The organism is Flavilitoribacter nigricans DSM 23189 = NBRC 102662 (genome assembly GCF_002646595.1).
Classification (GTDB): domain Bacteria; phylum Bacteroidota; class Bacteroidia; order Chitinophagales; family Saprospiraceae; genus Flavilitoribacter; species Flavilitoribacter nigricans.
Genome location: NZ_PDUD01000009.1, coordinates 87,426 through 102,518 on the forward strand (window position 1 = coordinate 87,426; position 15,093 = coordinate 102,518).

Consider the following 15,093-nt stretch of genomic DNA (forward strand, 5'->3'; position numbering starts at 1 on the left):
CCTTCGGCCACAGCGGAGGGGTGACGGAAAAGGCCTCTCCGGAAGACTTTTTAAATCCAATACCTTGATCAGCATCATTATACCTACGCTCAACGAAGCCCAGCAGATCACCGCTACCCTGCGGTGCCTGTCCGAATTAAAAGGATCGTACGAGCTCATTGTTGTGGATGGCGGCAGTACGGATGGTACGGTGCGCCTCCTCCGGGCATGGCCGCAGGTCCGGCTGCATCATTCGCCGCGAGCAGAACGGGCGGCCCAGATGAATACCGGTGCCGATATGGCTACCGGCGATACACTCTGGTTCCTGCACGCCGATACGCGGGTGCCCGTAGATAGCCTCCTGCGGATGGAGCAGGTCCTGCACCGGCCGGAGGCCGTTGGCGGTAGTTTCCGCATGGCTTTTGACCGCCGGGAATGGCCCTATTTTCTCCTGAGTTTTTTCACGCGCTTCAATAGTCCTTTCTGGACTTTCGGGGATCAGGGGATCTTCTTGAGAGCCGAAATATTCCGCGAGCTAGGCGGCTACGCTGATCTGCCCATCCTGGAGGACCTGGAGTTTCAGCTACGGCTGCGGAAACGGGGGAAATTCCTGAAGATCCCGCTAGCCGTTACCACTTCGGCACGGCGTTATCACCGGGGAAGCCCTTTCCGGGAATTTTTTCGGGATGCCGGTGTGGTTGCGGGTTATTTTTCGGGAGTCGAGGTCCGCAAGCTAAATATCTGGTACCGCGGTCATGATCTCGGGGATCTGCCCCGGTAGGCAGGAGTTTTTTTGCTAAATTTAGGCCCGGTGTTGCCCCCTTCCGGTTTTGGCAAGGATCGGCCGTAAACGCCACGCCCTGACCACTAACCGAACGCCTCAAACATCATGTTGAAAAAACTAAAGAAACTCCTCACCGAGATGGTCCCGGTCATTCTGGGGATCCTGATCGCTCTGTTCATCAACAACTGGAAGGAAAGTACGGAGGATGAGCAGTTTTTGGACCGGGCGTTTGCTGCCATTGATCAGGAGATTGAAGAGAACCGGACTTCCATCCAGAACGCTCTAACTACCCACGAAAACCTGATGGATACGATCGGCGTCTACCAAAACTCGGGCGGGAAATCACTCGAAGCGATCCTCATCGATACCGATGGATTGAAATACTCCACCGTCCGGAATACCGTTTGGAAATTTTTTGTGGGCAGTAAAACCGAACTAATCGATTACCAGGTCATTTCTCAGTTGAGTAGTATCGAAGAGTCCAAGTTACTGATGGACGCCAAGTTCAACAAGCTCATGGACTTTCTGTACCTGCATATGGATCGTAACGATCCCCAAAGTCTGCGCCTGTTTGCGATCCATTTGTCCAACGTCATGAACAGCGAACAGCGATTAATTGAAATGTACGATGAATACCTTGCTGGAAAAGAAGATTAACAAAATGAAGCATTTATCCCTTATCCCTTTAGCTATTATCCTACTCCTGGCCGGGAGTTGTCAGTCTCCCAATCAACAAGCCGAATCATCCGATACGCCATCCGGCAGCGTGCAGATCGCCGGGGCGATGCGCACCGTAATGCACCAGGGCAAACTGGCGGGCATCATCGATCTGGATACCCTGCAGCCCCGGGCCGGCCTGTACGGACTGGGCCCCGTAGAATACCTGAGCGGAGAACTTTTAATAGTCGACGGCCAGTCTTATGTTTCCCGGGTGACCGATGATTCCTTGATGACCGTGACGGAAGACTTTGGGGTGAAAGCGCCCTTTTTTGTTTACGCCCACCGGGAGGAATGGGCTCAGACTACCCTGCCGGATTCCATCTCCAATCTGAAGCAGTTGGAAGCCTACCTTCAGGAAAACACCCGGCAATTGGAACGGCCCTTTGTTTTCAAGTTGAACGGCAGGATCAAACAGGCGGTGATCCACATACAAAATTTACCCGCGGGCACTGCGGTAAGTTCACCGGAAGAAGCCCATCAGGGCCAGGTCAATTACCCGCTGTCTAACGAAACCGTAGATATTATCGGCTTTTATTCCACCGAACATCACGGCGTTTTCACCCACCACGATTCGGACATGCACCTGCATCTGATCACGGCGGATCGGCAGCAGATGGGGCATCTGGATGAATTGGGCATCGCCACGGGAGGAATGACGCTTTTCCTCCCCACAAGCTAACTAAGCGACCTACTGCGCCCACACCGGCAGCGCCCCGTCAATCCCCAAAGCCGGGATCACCAATACGTACAGCATCAGGGTCAGCAAAAAGATAAAGATCACGTTCAGCCAGAGGCCGCAGCGGGCCATTTGCGGTATGGTCACCCGGCCGCTGGCGAAGATCACCGTATTCGTGCCCGTGCCCGACGGCATCATGAAAGCAAAGGAACAGGCAAAGGTTGCCGGGATCATGAGCAGTAAGGGATTCGCCCCGCCGGCTACACCCATGGTGGCCAGTACCGGCAGGAAGATATTGGCCGTAGCAGTATTGGAGTTCACTTCGGTCAGGAAGATCATCAGTCCGACGACCAGGAGGACCACCAGGAAAGTGGGGAACTGACTGATAAAGGCCAGTTCGCCGCCGATCCACTCGGCCAGTCCGGTCTGGGCAAATCCATCCGCGATAGCGTATCCGCCACCAACGATCATGACCACACCCCAGGGTACACTCTGGGCCTGTTCCCAGTTCAGCAGGCGTTCGCCTTTCCAGCCTTCCGCCGGCAACATGAACAGGATCAGGGCACTGAAGATGGCCACCACGGCATCGTGGGTATTCCCCTGAGCGCCGATCCAGGTTTCCCAACCGGGAACAGTATAATCGCCCAGTTCAAAATCCCGGCGAAAGATCCAGCCGAAAGCCGTCAGCGCAAAAATGATCAGCACCCGCTTTTCGCCCCCCTGTAGCTTACCCAGGGACTGGAACTCCGTTTCGATCACGTCCTGACTGCCGCTCAGCGCACCGCCGACCGAAAAGTATTTGACGATATACCACCAGACGATGGGAATGAATACGATCACCAGGGGAAAGCCTACTTTAAACCAGTCGAAAAAACTGATGGGCGGCGCTTCCGGAAATAACTTTTCCAGGATACCGACAAAGGCCATATTCGGCGGGGTACCGATCAGGGTAGCCGTCCCGCCGATACTGGCCGAATAAGCGATGGCCAGCATCAGGGCCAGACCGTAATTCCCTTTTCGGCCGGATAGTTCTTCTTTGTCGATGATGGCCAGTGCGATGGGCAGCATCAGCAGCGTTACCGCGACATTGGCGATCCACATGGACAAAAAGGCCGTCGCGATCATAAAGCTCAGGATCAAGCGGCGGCGATCATTACCCAGCAGACGGATGGTCAGCAGGGCGATGCGCTTGTGCAGATGGTGCACCTCAATCGCTTTGGCGATAAAGAACCCACCCAGTAACATCAGCACGTAGGGGTGCCCGTAATTTTCAGCGGTAGTTTTGGCATCGACAATACCCAGAAAAGGAAAAAGGACCAGAGGGACAAAAGCCGTAGCGTAGATCGGGATGGCTTCGGTCAGCCACCAGACGGTCATCAGCAGGGTAACCGCAGCCGCCCGCCAGGCCGGAACGGAAAGTCCGCCGGGTGGTGGCAGTAAAATGATCAGCAGGACGAGGGCCAGACCGCCCCAGAGGCCCAGTTGTTTGATGGACATACTTGTTAGTTCTAGTTCCGGTGGCCAGTCGCCGGATTGCCCTCGAACTTTGCCCGCTACCGGATTACAATGATCGACCACCAGGGTTTTAACCCGGGTTTTAGTTCGGTTTGCCGCTACGTTCACCGGTTCGGTGCCGAGGGGGCAATGACCGTCAGAAAGGTAGAAAATTTACCGCAAAAAGAAAGCCGGACACTGGAAATTAGTAAGGACTCTATTACCTTTACGGGCCCGAAATGGAATTTATGGAGCGAAGTTCGTTTAGATCGGCCTGGGGAATATTATTGATGACGGCGGTGTTCCTGCTGTTATACCCTTTGCTGCACCGGCAATCCGGTGTATTATCGCAGCATTTCCGGAATTATAATTTCTTCCAGCGCTTCCTGCAGGACTCCTCCGAAATGACCGTGGACACTCTCCAGGTGGATACATCTGTGGTCGTCAAAGACACGGTGAAAGCGCCACCGCCTCCCCCACCCCCGCCGGCCTACGCCGGCAAAGCGGGCCTGGAAACTTTTTACGATGCTTTACGATCCGGTAAGGGGCAGATCCGGGTCGCTTATTTTGGCGACTCCGCCATCGAAGGAGACCTGATCTGCCAGACCCTGCGCGACAGCCTCCAACAACGTTTTGGAGGCTCCGGCGTAGGTTTGGTCCCCATCAGCAGCCCCATTCGGGGTTTTCGGCGGTCCATTCGCCACAATACGTCAACCAATTGGTACCGGCGTATGCTGGGACAGAAAAACTGGCCCGGATATCCCCTAGGGATACTCGGCGGGTATTTCCTGGCCGGAAAGCCGCCCCAGGCAGAAGACAGCCTGACCGTTGACAGTACCCTGCTCAACAAGGATTCGCTGCTGATCGCCGAAGAACCGGAAGATGATCCCTCCGAAGAGGAGGATTTCTGGGTGACGTACCGCGGCGTGAATCTGTTTTCCGGTTTGCGCATGGTCCCCCGGGCGCGCCTGTTCTATTCGGCGCCCATTCCGGATTCGACGGGCCATACCGCCCCCTCCGGATCGCTAGACATTGCCGCCGGAGACCGGAAAGCGCATTTCGAGCTCAATGGAAAGGCCACCGTCAATCAGCTCTGGTTGCTGGACAGTACCGTACGTCAGTTGAGTCTGACTTTTGACGTTCCCTACAGTCAGCCGCTTTTCGGGATCAGTCTGGAAAGTAGTCAGGGTGTGATCGTGGATAATATTCCCTCCAGGGGTAATTCCGGGGGTCGCCTCCTGCAGGTGCCCTATTACCGCTACAATAATTTTGACTCTTTGCTCGACTACGAGTTGGTGATCCTCCAGTTTGGCCTGAATGCACTGGCGCCGGAGCTGGAAGATTTCAGTTGGTATAAAAGTGAGATCAACCGTACGGTCAGACACATTAAGCAATCCTTTCCCAACGCCAGTATCCTCCTGATCGGACCCACCGACCGGGGCATTAAGGAAGAGGCGGAAGTAGTTGCCGACCCCAGCGTTCCCCTGGTTACCCAGGTCATGCGGGAGGTGGCCGAACAGCATAAGATCGGTTTCTTTAGCTTTTACGAAGCGATGGGCGGCAGCGGAACGATCATCGACTGGGCCGATAACAAAGAACCCCGCTGGGCCAATCTGGACTATACTCACCTCAGCTTCCCGGGCGCTCATGCCGCCGGAAAAATGCTGCTGCGGTATTTACTCAAAGATTTTGACCAACAACAATAAATACGATTAGCATGACCTGGACCGGTATAAAATGGAGTTGGATCTGGTTGCTGATGTTCTACCCTGATATGGAACAGGCAGGAGATCGATCTGTACCGGAAATGGAGGCAGCTACTTCAGAGAGATCCGTTTTACCGGAATCCGCATTTTCGGCTATTCGCAACAACGGACGATTGGATACGGTCGCCCTCCAGGAGTATCCCTTCCTGAACATGGCCGCGGATACCCTGATCAACGCGGCGCCCCTGGCTCCCTTCTTTCAAAAGCTGAAAGAACTGGAACGTGGGGAAAGGGAACGACTGAATATCGTGCACATCGGAGATTCCCACATTCAGGCCGACTGGTGGACGGGTTACCTCCGTATTCGGCTGCAGGAACTGTTCGGTTCGGCGGGTCGGGGGCTGGTGTTTCCCTACGCACTGGCGGGCACCAACAGTCCGACCGATCTGCGCTCGGGTAGCAACCAGATCTGGGAGTCCCGGCGTTCAACTTTCCAGCAAAAACACATCCCGGTAGGCATTTCCGGCCTGACCGTACAGGCCAGCGGTAAACAGATCTGGCTGGACCTGCAGGTCCGCAACGATACCATTATCGACTATGCTTTCAATCAGATCAAACTGTTCAGCATTGCGGGAGAAGGCGCCCTCAACTGGAGCATCGGACATTTCTCGGATACCGAGGCCGTAGCGGTAGCTGCGCCTCCGAAAGTCTACCATACCGTACGCAGCGGTGATACGCTGTACGGTCTGGCCCTGCGGCACGGCACCAGCGTTCGGCGGCTGCAGCAATGGAATAACCTCCGGGGCAGTATGATCAAACCTGGCCAGAAACTGATCGTTGGCAACGGGAATTCCACCGCCAGTGATTACGACAAACAACTGTTCGAAGTTCAGCACATGCTCAAGTGGGAAAGCGGTACTTCCCGTTCCCAATGGGCCACCGTAGAACTGGATAGCCTCACCCGGCGCCTGTTGATGCGCGCCCGGCGGACGGACGGCAATACCGGGAGTACACGATTGTACGGGATCTCCCTGGAGAACCGCGAACGGAACGGTCTGCTCTACCACGCTATCGGCGTGAACGGGGTAACGTATTACCATTATAACGAAGCTCCGGAATTCTGGGAGCAGTTGCCGGCTCTGGAACCGGATCTGATCATTGTATCGCTCGGTACCAACGAAACGGCCATTTCCAATTTTCAGCCTAATGGTTTTTCCGAACAGGTGGAGGCTTTCGCCAATAGGCTGCAGGGCCTGCCGGCAAGTACGTCGGTCCTGCTTACTACACCCGGAGATGCCCTGCGGCGCAGACGTTACGAAAATCCGGCCATCAAGGTGGCGGGAGAGATCATCACGGAAGCTGCCGGATGGCACAATTTCGCGGTCTGGGACCTTTTCGATGTAATGGGCGGTGCCGGTTCCATCCGACAGTGGCGCTCCGCTCAATTGACGGGCCGGGATTATCTGCATTTTACCAAGGTGGGCTACGAATTGCAGGGCGAGTTACTATTTAAAGCACTAATGCAGGCATATGGGGAGTATTGACTGGAGCAGCATTTGGCAGTTTTTCACCTATGATCCATCGCAACCGTTACTGTTCAACAGTGCGCGTTTTTTTATATTCTTCCTGGTGGCGTACGGCTTTTTTCTGCTCCTTCGCAAACGCACCTTTGCCCGCACGGCTTATCTGTTCCTGTTTTCCGTTTACTTTTATTACCTCTCCAGCGGTGTCTATTTCTGGTTACTGCTCCTGTCTACGGTCGTCAATTTCGGTCTGGGCCATTTGCTCGAAATCCGCGAAGAACCCTGGCGGCGCAAGCTCTGGATGACGGTGAGCGTACTCTTCAACCTGGGCATTCTGGCCTATTTCAAGTATACCAATTTCTTCATTGATACGGCCAATCAGCTCACGGGCAACGCCTGGGATTTCCAGCGCATTTTCCTACCCGTGGGGATATCCTTCTACACTTTTCAGGTACTGAGCTACACCATTGACATCTACCGCCGAAAGATCCAATCGCTCAGTGCCGGACTGGAAAGCTGGCAGGCGGGCGGCAGGGCGCTAATCGATTTTGCCTTTTTTGTGAGTTTCTTTCCCCAACTCGTCGCCGGTCCCATCGTGCGGGCCGCAGACTTTTTACCCCAGATCCGGCAACCACTGAGTCTGAGCCGGGAGCAAATGGGGCAGGCATTCCTGCTGATCATCGGGGGCTTGTTCAAGAAAGCGGTTATTTCCGATTACATCAGCGTCAATTTTGTGGACCGGGTCTTTGACAATCCGGGGCTTTATTCCGGCCTGGAAAACCTGCTGGCCAGTTACGGTTACGCCATCCAGATCTACTGCGATTTCTCGGGCTATTCCGATATGGCCATCGGTCTGGCTCTGCTCATGGGCTTTCAGTTGCCGGAGAACTTCCGTACGCCTTACCAATCCGACAGCATTCAGGGTTTCTGGAGGCGTTGGCACATTTCACTGTCGAGCTGGCTGCGCGATTATCTCTACATCTCCCTCGGTGGCAATCGCAAGGGCAGTTTCCGGACCTACATCAACCTGATGATCACTATGTTGCTCGGTGGCCTCTGGCACGGGGCGAGCTGGGTGTTTGTGATCTGGGGTGGGCTGCACGGCATGGCGCTGGCCATCGACCGGTTCCTTTCGAATAAAAAAGGCTGGTGGCAGAAGACCATTGTCCGGATCGGAGGTGTATGGCTGCTGGTCCTTTTCATCATCCAGGCGGTATTGTACTGGCGCTGGTCCGGCGACCAGATCGACGTGTACACGTACCAGCAAATGAGCGGGGCCAACCGGAACCTCTTTTTCATCTGGCTGGGCAGTATGCTGCTGGCCCTGCTGGGAGATTACTTCCTGCGGGCGCTATCGGGTAAGGATGGCCAGCGCTGGAGCAGGAGTATCAGTGTGCTGCTCGTTTTCCATTTTGTCTGTCTTTGCTGGATATTTTTCCGTTCCGGCGCGGCAGCAAATACGCTGAGCCCGACGGAGATCACCTATGCCATGCTCGGTCAAATCGGCAGCGGTCTCAACTGGGAACTCGCCGGAGAGATCGTTCGGGGCTACAGTGCGGTGGTCGGCCTCATCGCGCTGGGTTTTCTGCTGCATTTCCTTCCCCGCAAATGGGACCTCGGAGTAGAGCGCCTTTTCGTCCGGATGCCGTCGGTAGCCCAGGCTTTCGTTCTTTTTCTGGTGATCTGGATCGTTATTCAAACCGCCAGCGCGGAGGTGGTACCCTTCATTTATTTTCAATTCTAAACGGTTATCCTAAGCGTATCTGCGACTTCCCTTTCCACACATATGGCGTTGGGGAATAGCCCCCAATTTAGTATGAAATGTTGCCTTGAACTGCTCCGGGAAGTATATTATCGGCTTGCAGGTAAAAAATTAGCGTTGTTCTTATTTTTTCCAGTGAACCTGTTCAAAAGCATGGTGTTGTACAGTTAGAACCTAAACTTACCTAATGGAACAAGGTGATCCACAAAAACGCAGCTTTTTACAAAAGCTCGGTAAATTCTTCCTTACAACTGTACTGGGCGGACTCTTTGTCATCCTGCCTATCTCTATCTTCATCATCCTGATGCGCTTTGCGCTCAACTTTTTAATGAACATCATTTCGCCACTGAGCAATCTGTTGCGGGTAAGTGAAGCTACTCCCAAATGGACCGCGGATCTGATGGCCGTAATGATCATCACCCTGGTGTTTTTCATCATCGGCCTGATCGTGCAAATGCCCCGGGGGAAAGCCAAGTTGAAATATTTCGAGCGAAAATATCTGGAGATGATCCCGATGTATTCCACCATCCGGGAAACGGTCAATCAGTTTACGGGCAAGAAACGCCCATTCAGCCAGGTCGTTATGGCCGATGTATTCGGTAACGATACGCGTATGGTCGGCTTCATTACCGACGAACTACCGAACGATATGTACTCCATTTTTGTGCCGACCGGTCCCAACCCGACCAACGGTTTTGTATTCCACGTTAAGCGCCACCAGCTCGATTTTATCGAAGCGCGTTCGGAAGATGCCATGCGTTCCATCATTGCTGTGGGTACCGGTACGAAGACCATGCTCAGCAATGCCGACCTGGATCGCATTAAAAAGAAAAGAATGGAAGAGGAAATGCAAGAACGTCGGGATCACGATGTGTACGGCGGGCCGGCGCCCGATCCGCAAATGACCTAAACGGAATATCCAAACCGACTTCTACTCCATCATTTACTGTAAGGCGGCCATCCGGTACGCCAGTATTTCATCCTGATAACCGACGATCAGGTGGGGCTCGCCCGCCTGAAAAAGATCCACGATAAAAAAGGAAGTACTTCCCGCCAGCGGGAAACCGTTGACGACCTCTCCCTCCGGAGAAAGCAGATAGATCTTTCCGCTGCTCTCCAGGAGCAGGCCGATCTGCGATGCATCTTTCCCGGGTTGATCCACCTTAAATATACGGTCGACCTTTTGCGGAAAGCTTCTTTCGAACTGCCGGACCAGACCACGGTCATTGTAAGTATGCAAGGCCAGGGCATTGCCGGAACTCAACAAATAATCCTTGCGATCATCGCCCCGGAAATCTTCATAGATCATCCGCACGCCCAGGTTATTCCCAACGGGCAACCGGATCTGGATCGGATCTCCGATCAGCGGCAATACCTCCACCACACCACTATCCGTACAGCTGACAATGCGCTCCCTACCGGCCAGCAACTGGTACTGTAGGGAGGAATGGGCTGGTCCCGGAGGGAAATCGCCCAGCAGTCGCGGACTTCCGTCACGCGCGAAGGCGCGCAAGGTCCCATTGGTATTTCGCAGCGCGAGGTAGTCTTTATTATCGTGCTGGAAATGCAGCAGCGGCTGGGTGATCTCTCCGAGCTGACACAAGGGGTTCCAGCCGGGCACCGCTCCCCCATTCAGCTCATACCCGTAGACACATCCATCCGTGGAAACCGCAAAGAAATTATAATTGCGATCATCGCTAAAGTCGATCACCGTTTGCGGTAAAGCCGTAGGATTACGCAATTCCAGGGGAAAGGGAGAAATTGGTTTCCCATCCATATCTACCAGGTGAATCGCGTTGGCGGTATTGAAAGTCAGGGCGGGCACATTGCCGACCTGCAGGGTTTTTATGGGGGAAAGTATTTTTCCATCCAGGGTCTGCTGCCATTTTATCCGCCCGGCTTCATCCAGCAGATAAAGACGATTCGTCGCATCCTGGGCGGCGATCTGGGGTTTTCCCGCGGCCTCCCTGACCAGCCAGGGGCCGGCGGCCACCCGATTGGACAAAACCTGCCGCCAGCTCAGATCACCGGCCTCCTGCAGTTCGGCTCCCGGACGCCACAATCCCGAGATCTTACCACGACGGCCTTCCGTTTTCACCCGTAAAGCCAGTTGGCCCAATGCCGGCAAAGTGCGGGCCCAGTCGCCGTTCTCAACCAGGTATTGCCAGCCCGTTCGCCACTGTTTCCAGTCGAGAAAAAAGGCGAACTGCCCCCCGGATTCCGACAGGGTTATCTGCCGGACCGTCTCGGTTAGCGGTAGGGCATTACCAACCACGTATTGATCCACCCAGCTTTCCAGGGAGTTTTGGTTCGTAGCCAGTACGACGTAATTGCCGACGATCGTCCACCAGGGATTGTCCCAGCTCTCGTCCGAAAATGGGAAGAGGCTCTCGTTTTCGTAAACCTGAGTCAACTGAAACCCCTGATAATCTTCCGTTTGCAAGACGCCTACCTCCTCCATCCACTCGTTCAGCGCTTCCCGGACGGAAGTCTGATCCGTGAACCCAAAGAAATAAAGCTGTCTTTCCTCCATTTGTGCATTAAATGGCCGCAGGGTAAGCTCCAGTAAAGGGCCCTGTATCCAGGGTAAAAAGAACCGCTGGAAACGTCTAACGCTACCGGAATGGTGAAGTCGGAAATAAGTCAAGGGATCCCCTACATTCAGGGCCCGGATACCGGCCGTATTAGCCGGGAGCATGCCCCAGAGATCGCTCTCCAGAGCAGCCGGAGGCACCTGGTTATCGAGCCATTCCCCGTCGGACAGGCTGTTTCCTTCGAGCCGGTACCCGTCCTGCTCCGGAAATACATCGATCCGGCAACGTTCCAGCCAATCCGACCAGGTATAGGCGACGGGCCGGCCGGCCGGGGTGAACAACTGATCGATCAGGTCCTTCCAGTTGCGGGGATGCAGATAGACCGAGCAAAGGGCATCCGGGTTTTCGGAGGGCAGTAATTCGTCTATCCAGTGGTCAGTATTCCCTTCCGTGGCCAGGGCTGCTTCTACCTGAAACGGCAACTTGGCCAGGATCAACAGATTGCGGAATTTGCTAAGGGCCACTTTATCCCCATCCCCCAGATCTATGGTGTACACCAATTGTCCGCGAAAACTGGAGGACTGAAATCTGAGGCGTTTCGCCCTCAGCCACTCCTCGGGTTCCAGGTTCCCACCCATATTTCGCAGATCGAAGATCCAGGTGCCGGCTACCCGGCCGTTGCCAACCGGTACGATACTGACGAGGCCATCCGCCCGGTCGATGGCGGTACGGGAAGGAAATAACGTATCGATAAGGCTGTTGATATTCCGCAGGTCTTCGTCCAGTCCGGGTAATAAGCTTATGGAGCGCTGCCAGGCATTTTCCTCCGCCCCGTCGCCCAGCATCAGTCCGCTTTCCATCCCGGAAAGCGTCACGACCACGCTGGCTTCGCTCGGAACGATATCCGTGGCAGCTGCGGGGAGAATGGGAAATATCGACCAGCGATCGAGCGCCCAGACCGCTAATCCCAGGAATCCTAAAATGCCGATGGTGTAAATAAGCTTCCGCTGCAAAATACCTGATATTTGATGACACAAAAATGAAGCGACGAATCGAGAAAAACCACTTCTGAGTGGTAAATTTAAGCTTTTAACAAAAAAAGGATATGGCTAAGAATTGGATGGCCTGGGGAGCGATTTTGGCAATGGCAGCAGTGGCATTGGGAGCATTTGGCGCCCACGGACTGAAGGAGGCCCTGAGCCCGGAAAGGTTGGAGATCTTTCACACCGGCGTGCGGTACCAGTTTTACCACGCATTCGCACTGTTATTTCTGGGACTCTGGGCGAAATCTTCCCCGGAAAACCGGATGATCCCCAAGGCCGGCGTTGCCTTTATGATCGGCATCGTGCTTTTCTCCGGATCGCTTTACGTACTGTCTATCCGGGATCTGCTGAGCTGGCCGGTCGGCTGGTTGGGGCCCGTAACCCCACTGGGTGGCGTTGCCTTTATTATTGGATGGGTGTTGGTATTAGTGGGCGTGAACAGAGATTAAGCGATCTGGGGCCGGTATTTAGGGCCCCAGGGTTTCGAAAGAAACGATCTCTATGGGCGTTCCCCACATGATGAAGGACATGTCTTCCTCCACTTTTTTGGCTTTTATTTCAACTTCTTTGCCGTCGTGTTTGAGCTGTTCCGGCATTTTTACCGGTCGCCATTGGTTGCCTTTTGCATCTACTATTCCCCAGAAACCCATTTCCAGGTTCTGGTAAACGACCTTTCCTTTTATTTTCATAAAATTTATAATTCTGATTGAAAATGTACACCGGACCACCGGGTACCAGTCGATAAGTTAATCCTTTTTCTGGCCGTTGTCCATTATTTTTTCGACGGAGTCATTCAAATTGGAGAGCAGTTTACCCTGAGCTGCGATGGTTTGCTTCAGCTCCCGGATCTCATCCAGCAAATAATTGCGGATATTCTGGGGCGAAGGCAGAAAGGGGCTGATCTTAGCCCGGACGTACCAGACCTCCCGGATATCTCCGAGGTCGATCCGGTTGGGTTCGTAGAAGGCATTATCAGAAAGGATCTCCAGCTGTTTTTCGGAACGCAGGAGATTATTCACCCGTTTGACCATCACATCCGCCCGTGTAATGATCACGTAGACATAGTTATCCTTGATGGCGGATTCCCAAAGAGTGGGTTCCAGAAAACTACAGATCACCTTGTCCCCTTCGAACAGGGTGGGTTCCATACTATCCCCCGAAACGTCAAAGGAACGATGGGTGCCGACTTTGTATTTGTAATCGGGAAGGGTAAAAGTGGGAAGGTCCTGAATGAAGGTAGGATCTACCTGTTCTCCGGCATATCCGGCCTGGGCCGGTACCGGCACGTGCACGATCCGCTCGTCCTCCTGGGCGTTGGTCACAATGGTGAGCACCCGAAAACTTTTATGATCCTCTTCGGTCATAAACATGGGGCCTTCTCCCGTATAGAGGTACACCGGGTTCAGCTGGTATTCTTCCACTGCCTTGCGGATCAACTCAATGGTTACATCCCGCCGACCTTTCAGTATTTCGCTTAAACTTTGGGGTAAATAATCGAGTGAGATCGCAAACTGCCGACTCGAGCGGATGCGGTTTTCTTCTTTCAGTTTGTCATGGCAGTTTATAAAACGCTGAGTTACAATGCTCTTCATACGTGGTACTTAGTAGCGGGTGAACCTCCTTAAACAAAAGTAAACAATGCCACTCAATAAATATCAACAAGTCGCGATAATTTATACCAAAAAAGTGACATTCTCTGCGATCGGGGTGTCCGATGCACGGTATTCGGTTACAGATCGCGGGAAAGGAGTATCCTCTTATCCTCTATCGGCGTTTGGATCGAAAAAGGAACAGGCCCACCCCGATACTGCAATTCACGCTGTGCAATTTAAAGTCATTATCCGCGTAGTTGAAAGTATTGAGCAGCGCATCATTCGTAAAGCGCTCCGAGTTGCTCGTCACTTTCTGCATCAGGCGGTGGTATCGTACATCGAAGGATACATACGTCCGCTTGAAGCGAAACTTTCCGCCGGCTCCCGCGAGCAGCGAAAAATTAAAGCGCTTCCGCTGATCGCCGATCCCGATCAGGCTGGCGGAGCGGTCGTCCGCATCTCCCGGAAAATCGATCTCCGGGCCGATCGCCTGGGCCGCGTGCTTGATAAGATACTCCGGCGCTCCGCCCACAAAAAAGTAGGGAATAAAACGCGAGTGGATGATCTCACTCCGGGGAACGGCGTTGATCTGCAGCAAAAACGGAAGCTGGGTAGATCGCAAACGCTCCAGAAAGGTAAGGGATGCCGGGGCCTGTGCCTCCCCACCGGGCAGACGGGCATTTCCCAACTGGTAATTGCGACGCAGGTAGATATTTGAAATACCGATCCCGGTAGTGATCTCTACGCTGGATTTGAATAGATTAAAACTGAGATCGGCATGTACCGTCCAGCCGTACAGATCGTCATTCCGTCTTTTATAATTCAGGTCCTGTATATCCAGCTCGGAAAAAGCCAGGAATTCCTGCTCGATGATGGGACGGGTGATGGTATAAATGCCCAGGCGGACACCATAGGTCGCGATCGGGTAGGTCTCGTACTGATCTACGAGATATTTCACCTCGGGGATATCGGTATTCTGTTTAAAGAACGGATCCAGGCGCAACAGCTTCAGATGAATACTATCGGCCATTTTATCATTATCCAGAAAAAGGTGGGTTTCCTGCAACAGCGACAGTATCTCCCGGCGTACGGGGCGGGATATGGATTCGTCGGCCGCACACCGTTCCAGGGTACTAATTACCTCGTACAGGCGCCCCTGTTCGTACAGGCGGTGGGCCCGCAGTAGGTTTTCAGTACAGTCTTCCCGCTGCCCCAGCAATGGAACCGTCAAAAAACTAAGTAATACCAACAGGTTGAGGTGGGTCTTTTTCATGGTACAG

General features: G+C 53.7%; 13 protein-coding genes. 8 read left to right on the forward strand and 5 right to left on the reverse strand.

The genetic code is table 11. The features are described 5' to 3' along the window. Positions 1 to 64: 64 nt before the first annotated feature. The 3 genes from CRP01_RS05270 (at position 65) to CRP01_RS05280 (ending at position 2,162) form a co-directional block, all read left to right on the forward strand. Positions 65 to 760, forward strand: a complete 696-nt coding sequence (locus CRP01_RS05270) for a TIGR04283 family arsenosugar biosynthesis glycosyltransferase (RefSeq protein ID WP_170110235.1) — start codon at positions 65 to 67, stop codon at positions 758 to 760. A gap of 108 nt (positions 761 to 868) precedes the next feature. Beyond that, positions 869 to 1,420: a hypothetical protein gene (locus CRP01_RS05275; RefSeq protein ID WP_099148966.1), complete on the forward strand. Its 552-nt coding sequence runs from the start codon at positions 869 to 871 to the stop codon at positions 1,418 to 1,420. A gap of 4 nt (positions 1,421 to 1,424) precedes the next feature. Beyond that, positions 1,425 to 2,162, forward strand: a complete 738-nt coding sequence (locus CRP01_RS05280) for an acetolactate decarboxylase (protein ID WP_099149162.1) — start codon at positions 1,425 to 1,427, stop codon at positions 2,160 to 2,162. Positions 2,163 to 2,171: 9 nt separating this feature from the next. Here the strand turns inward: CRP01_RS05280 and CRP01_RS05285 are convergent, their stop codons facing one another. After that, positions 2,172 to 3,656, reverse strand: coding sequence for an SLC13 family permease (locus tag CRP01_RS05285; RefSeq protein ID WP_099148967.1), 1,485 nt, complete (start codon positions 3,654 to 3,656; stop codon positions 2,172 to 2,174). A gap of 245 nt (positions 3,657 to 3,901) precedes the next feature. On the opposite strand from CRP01_RS05285, the gene CRP01_RS05295 reads away from it, so the two are divergent. From CRP01_RS05295 to CRP01_RS05310, 4 genes are all read left to right on the forward strand, one after another. Then, a complete protein-coding gene (locus CRP01_RS05295; RefSeq protein ID WP_170110236.1) occupies positions 3,902 to 5,359 on the forward strand; it encodes an SGNH/GDSL hydrolase family protein in 1,458 nt (485 codons plus the stop codon). 11 nt (positions 5,360 to 5,370) lie between these two features. Continuing rightward, the gene (locus tag CRP01_RS05300) at positions 5,371 to 6,903 is read left to right on the forward strand and encodes a LysM peptidoglycan-binding domain-containing protein (protein ID WP_099148970.1); all 1,533 of its coding nucleotides are present in this window, start codon (positions 5,371 to 5,373) and stop codon (positions 6,901 to 6,903) included. After that, positions 6,890 to 8,626, forward strand: coding sequence for an MBOAT family O-acyltransferase (locus CRP01_RS05305; protein WP_099148971.1), 1,737 nt, complete (start codon positions 6,890 to 6,892; stop codon positions 8,624 to 8,626). The genes CRP01_RS05300 and CRP01_RS05305 overlap by 14 nt, the downstream gene beginning before the upstream one ends. A gap of 205 nt (positions 8,627 to 8,831) precedes the next feature. Further along, entirely contained in the window at positions 8,832 to 9,554 is a 723-nt protein-coding gene (locus CRP01_RS05310; protein ID WP_099148972.1) for a DUF502 domain-containing protein, read from the forward strand. 33 nt (positions 9,555 to 9,587) lie between these two features. On the opposite strand, the gene CRP01_RS05315 is transcribed toward CRP01_RS05310, so the two are convergent. Beyond that, complete coding sequence (locus CRP01_RS05315) at positions 9,588 to 12,191, reverse strand: DUF3352 domain-containing protein (RefSeq protein ID WP_099148973.1); 2,604 nt, start codon at positions 12,189 to 12,191, stop codon at positions 9,588 to 9,590. 92 nt (positions 12,192 to 12,283) lie between these two features. Between CRP01_RS05315 and CRP01_RS05320 the strand changes: the two genes are divergently transcribed. Then, complete coding sequence (locus CRP01_RS05320) at positions 12,284 to 12,670, forward strand: DUF423 domain-containing protein (protein ID WP_099148974.1); 387 nt, start codon at positions 12,284 to 12,286, stop codon at positions 12,668 to 12,670. 18 nt (positions 12,671 to 12,688) lie between these two features. Here CRP01_RS05320 and CRP01_RS05325 read toward each other — a convergent pair whose 3' ends face one another. From CRP01_RS05325 to CRP01_RS05335, 3 genes are all read right to left on the reverse strand, one after another. After that, positions 12,689 to 12,910, reverse strand: coding sequence for a hypothetical protein (locus tag CRP01_RS05325; RefSeq protein WP_099148975.1), 222 nt, complete (start codon positions 12,908 to 12,910; stop codon positions 12,689 to 12,691). A 57-nt stretch (positions 12,911 to 12,967) separates the two neighbouring features. Then, positions 12,968 to 13,813 carry a S24 family peptidase gene (locus tag CRP01_RS05330; protein WP_099148976.1) on the reverse strand — a complete coding sequence of 282 codons (846 nt, stop codon included), beginning with the start codon at positions 13,811 to 13,813 and terminating at the stop codon, positions 12,968 to 12,970. Between the two features lie 172 nt (positions 13,814 to 13,985). Further along, the gene (locus CRP01_RS05335; protein WP_099148977.1) at positions 13,986 to 15,086 is read right to left on the reverse strand and encodes a hypothetical protein; all 1,101 of its coding nucleotides are present in this window, start codon (positions 15,084 to 15,086) and stop codon (positions 13,986 to 13,988) included. Between the last annotated feature and the right edge of the window lie 7 nt (positions 15,087 to 15,093).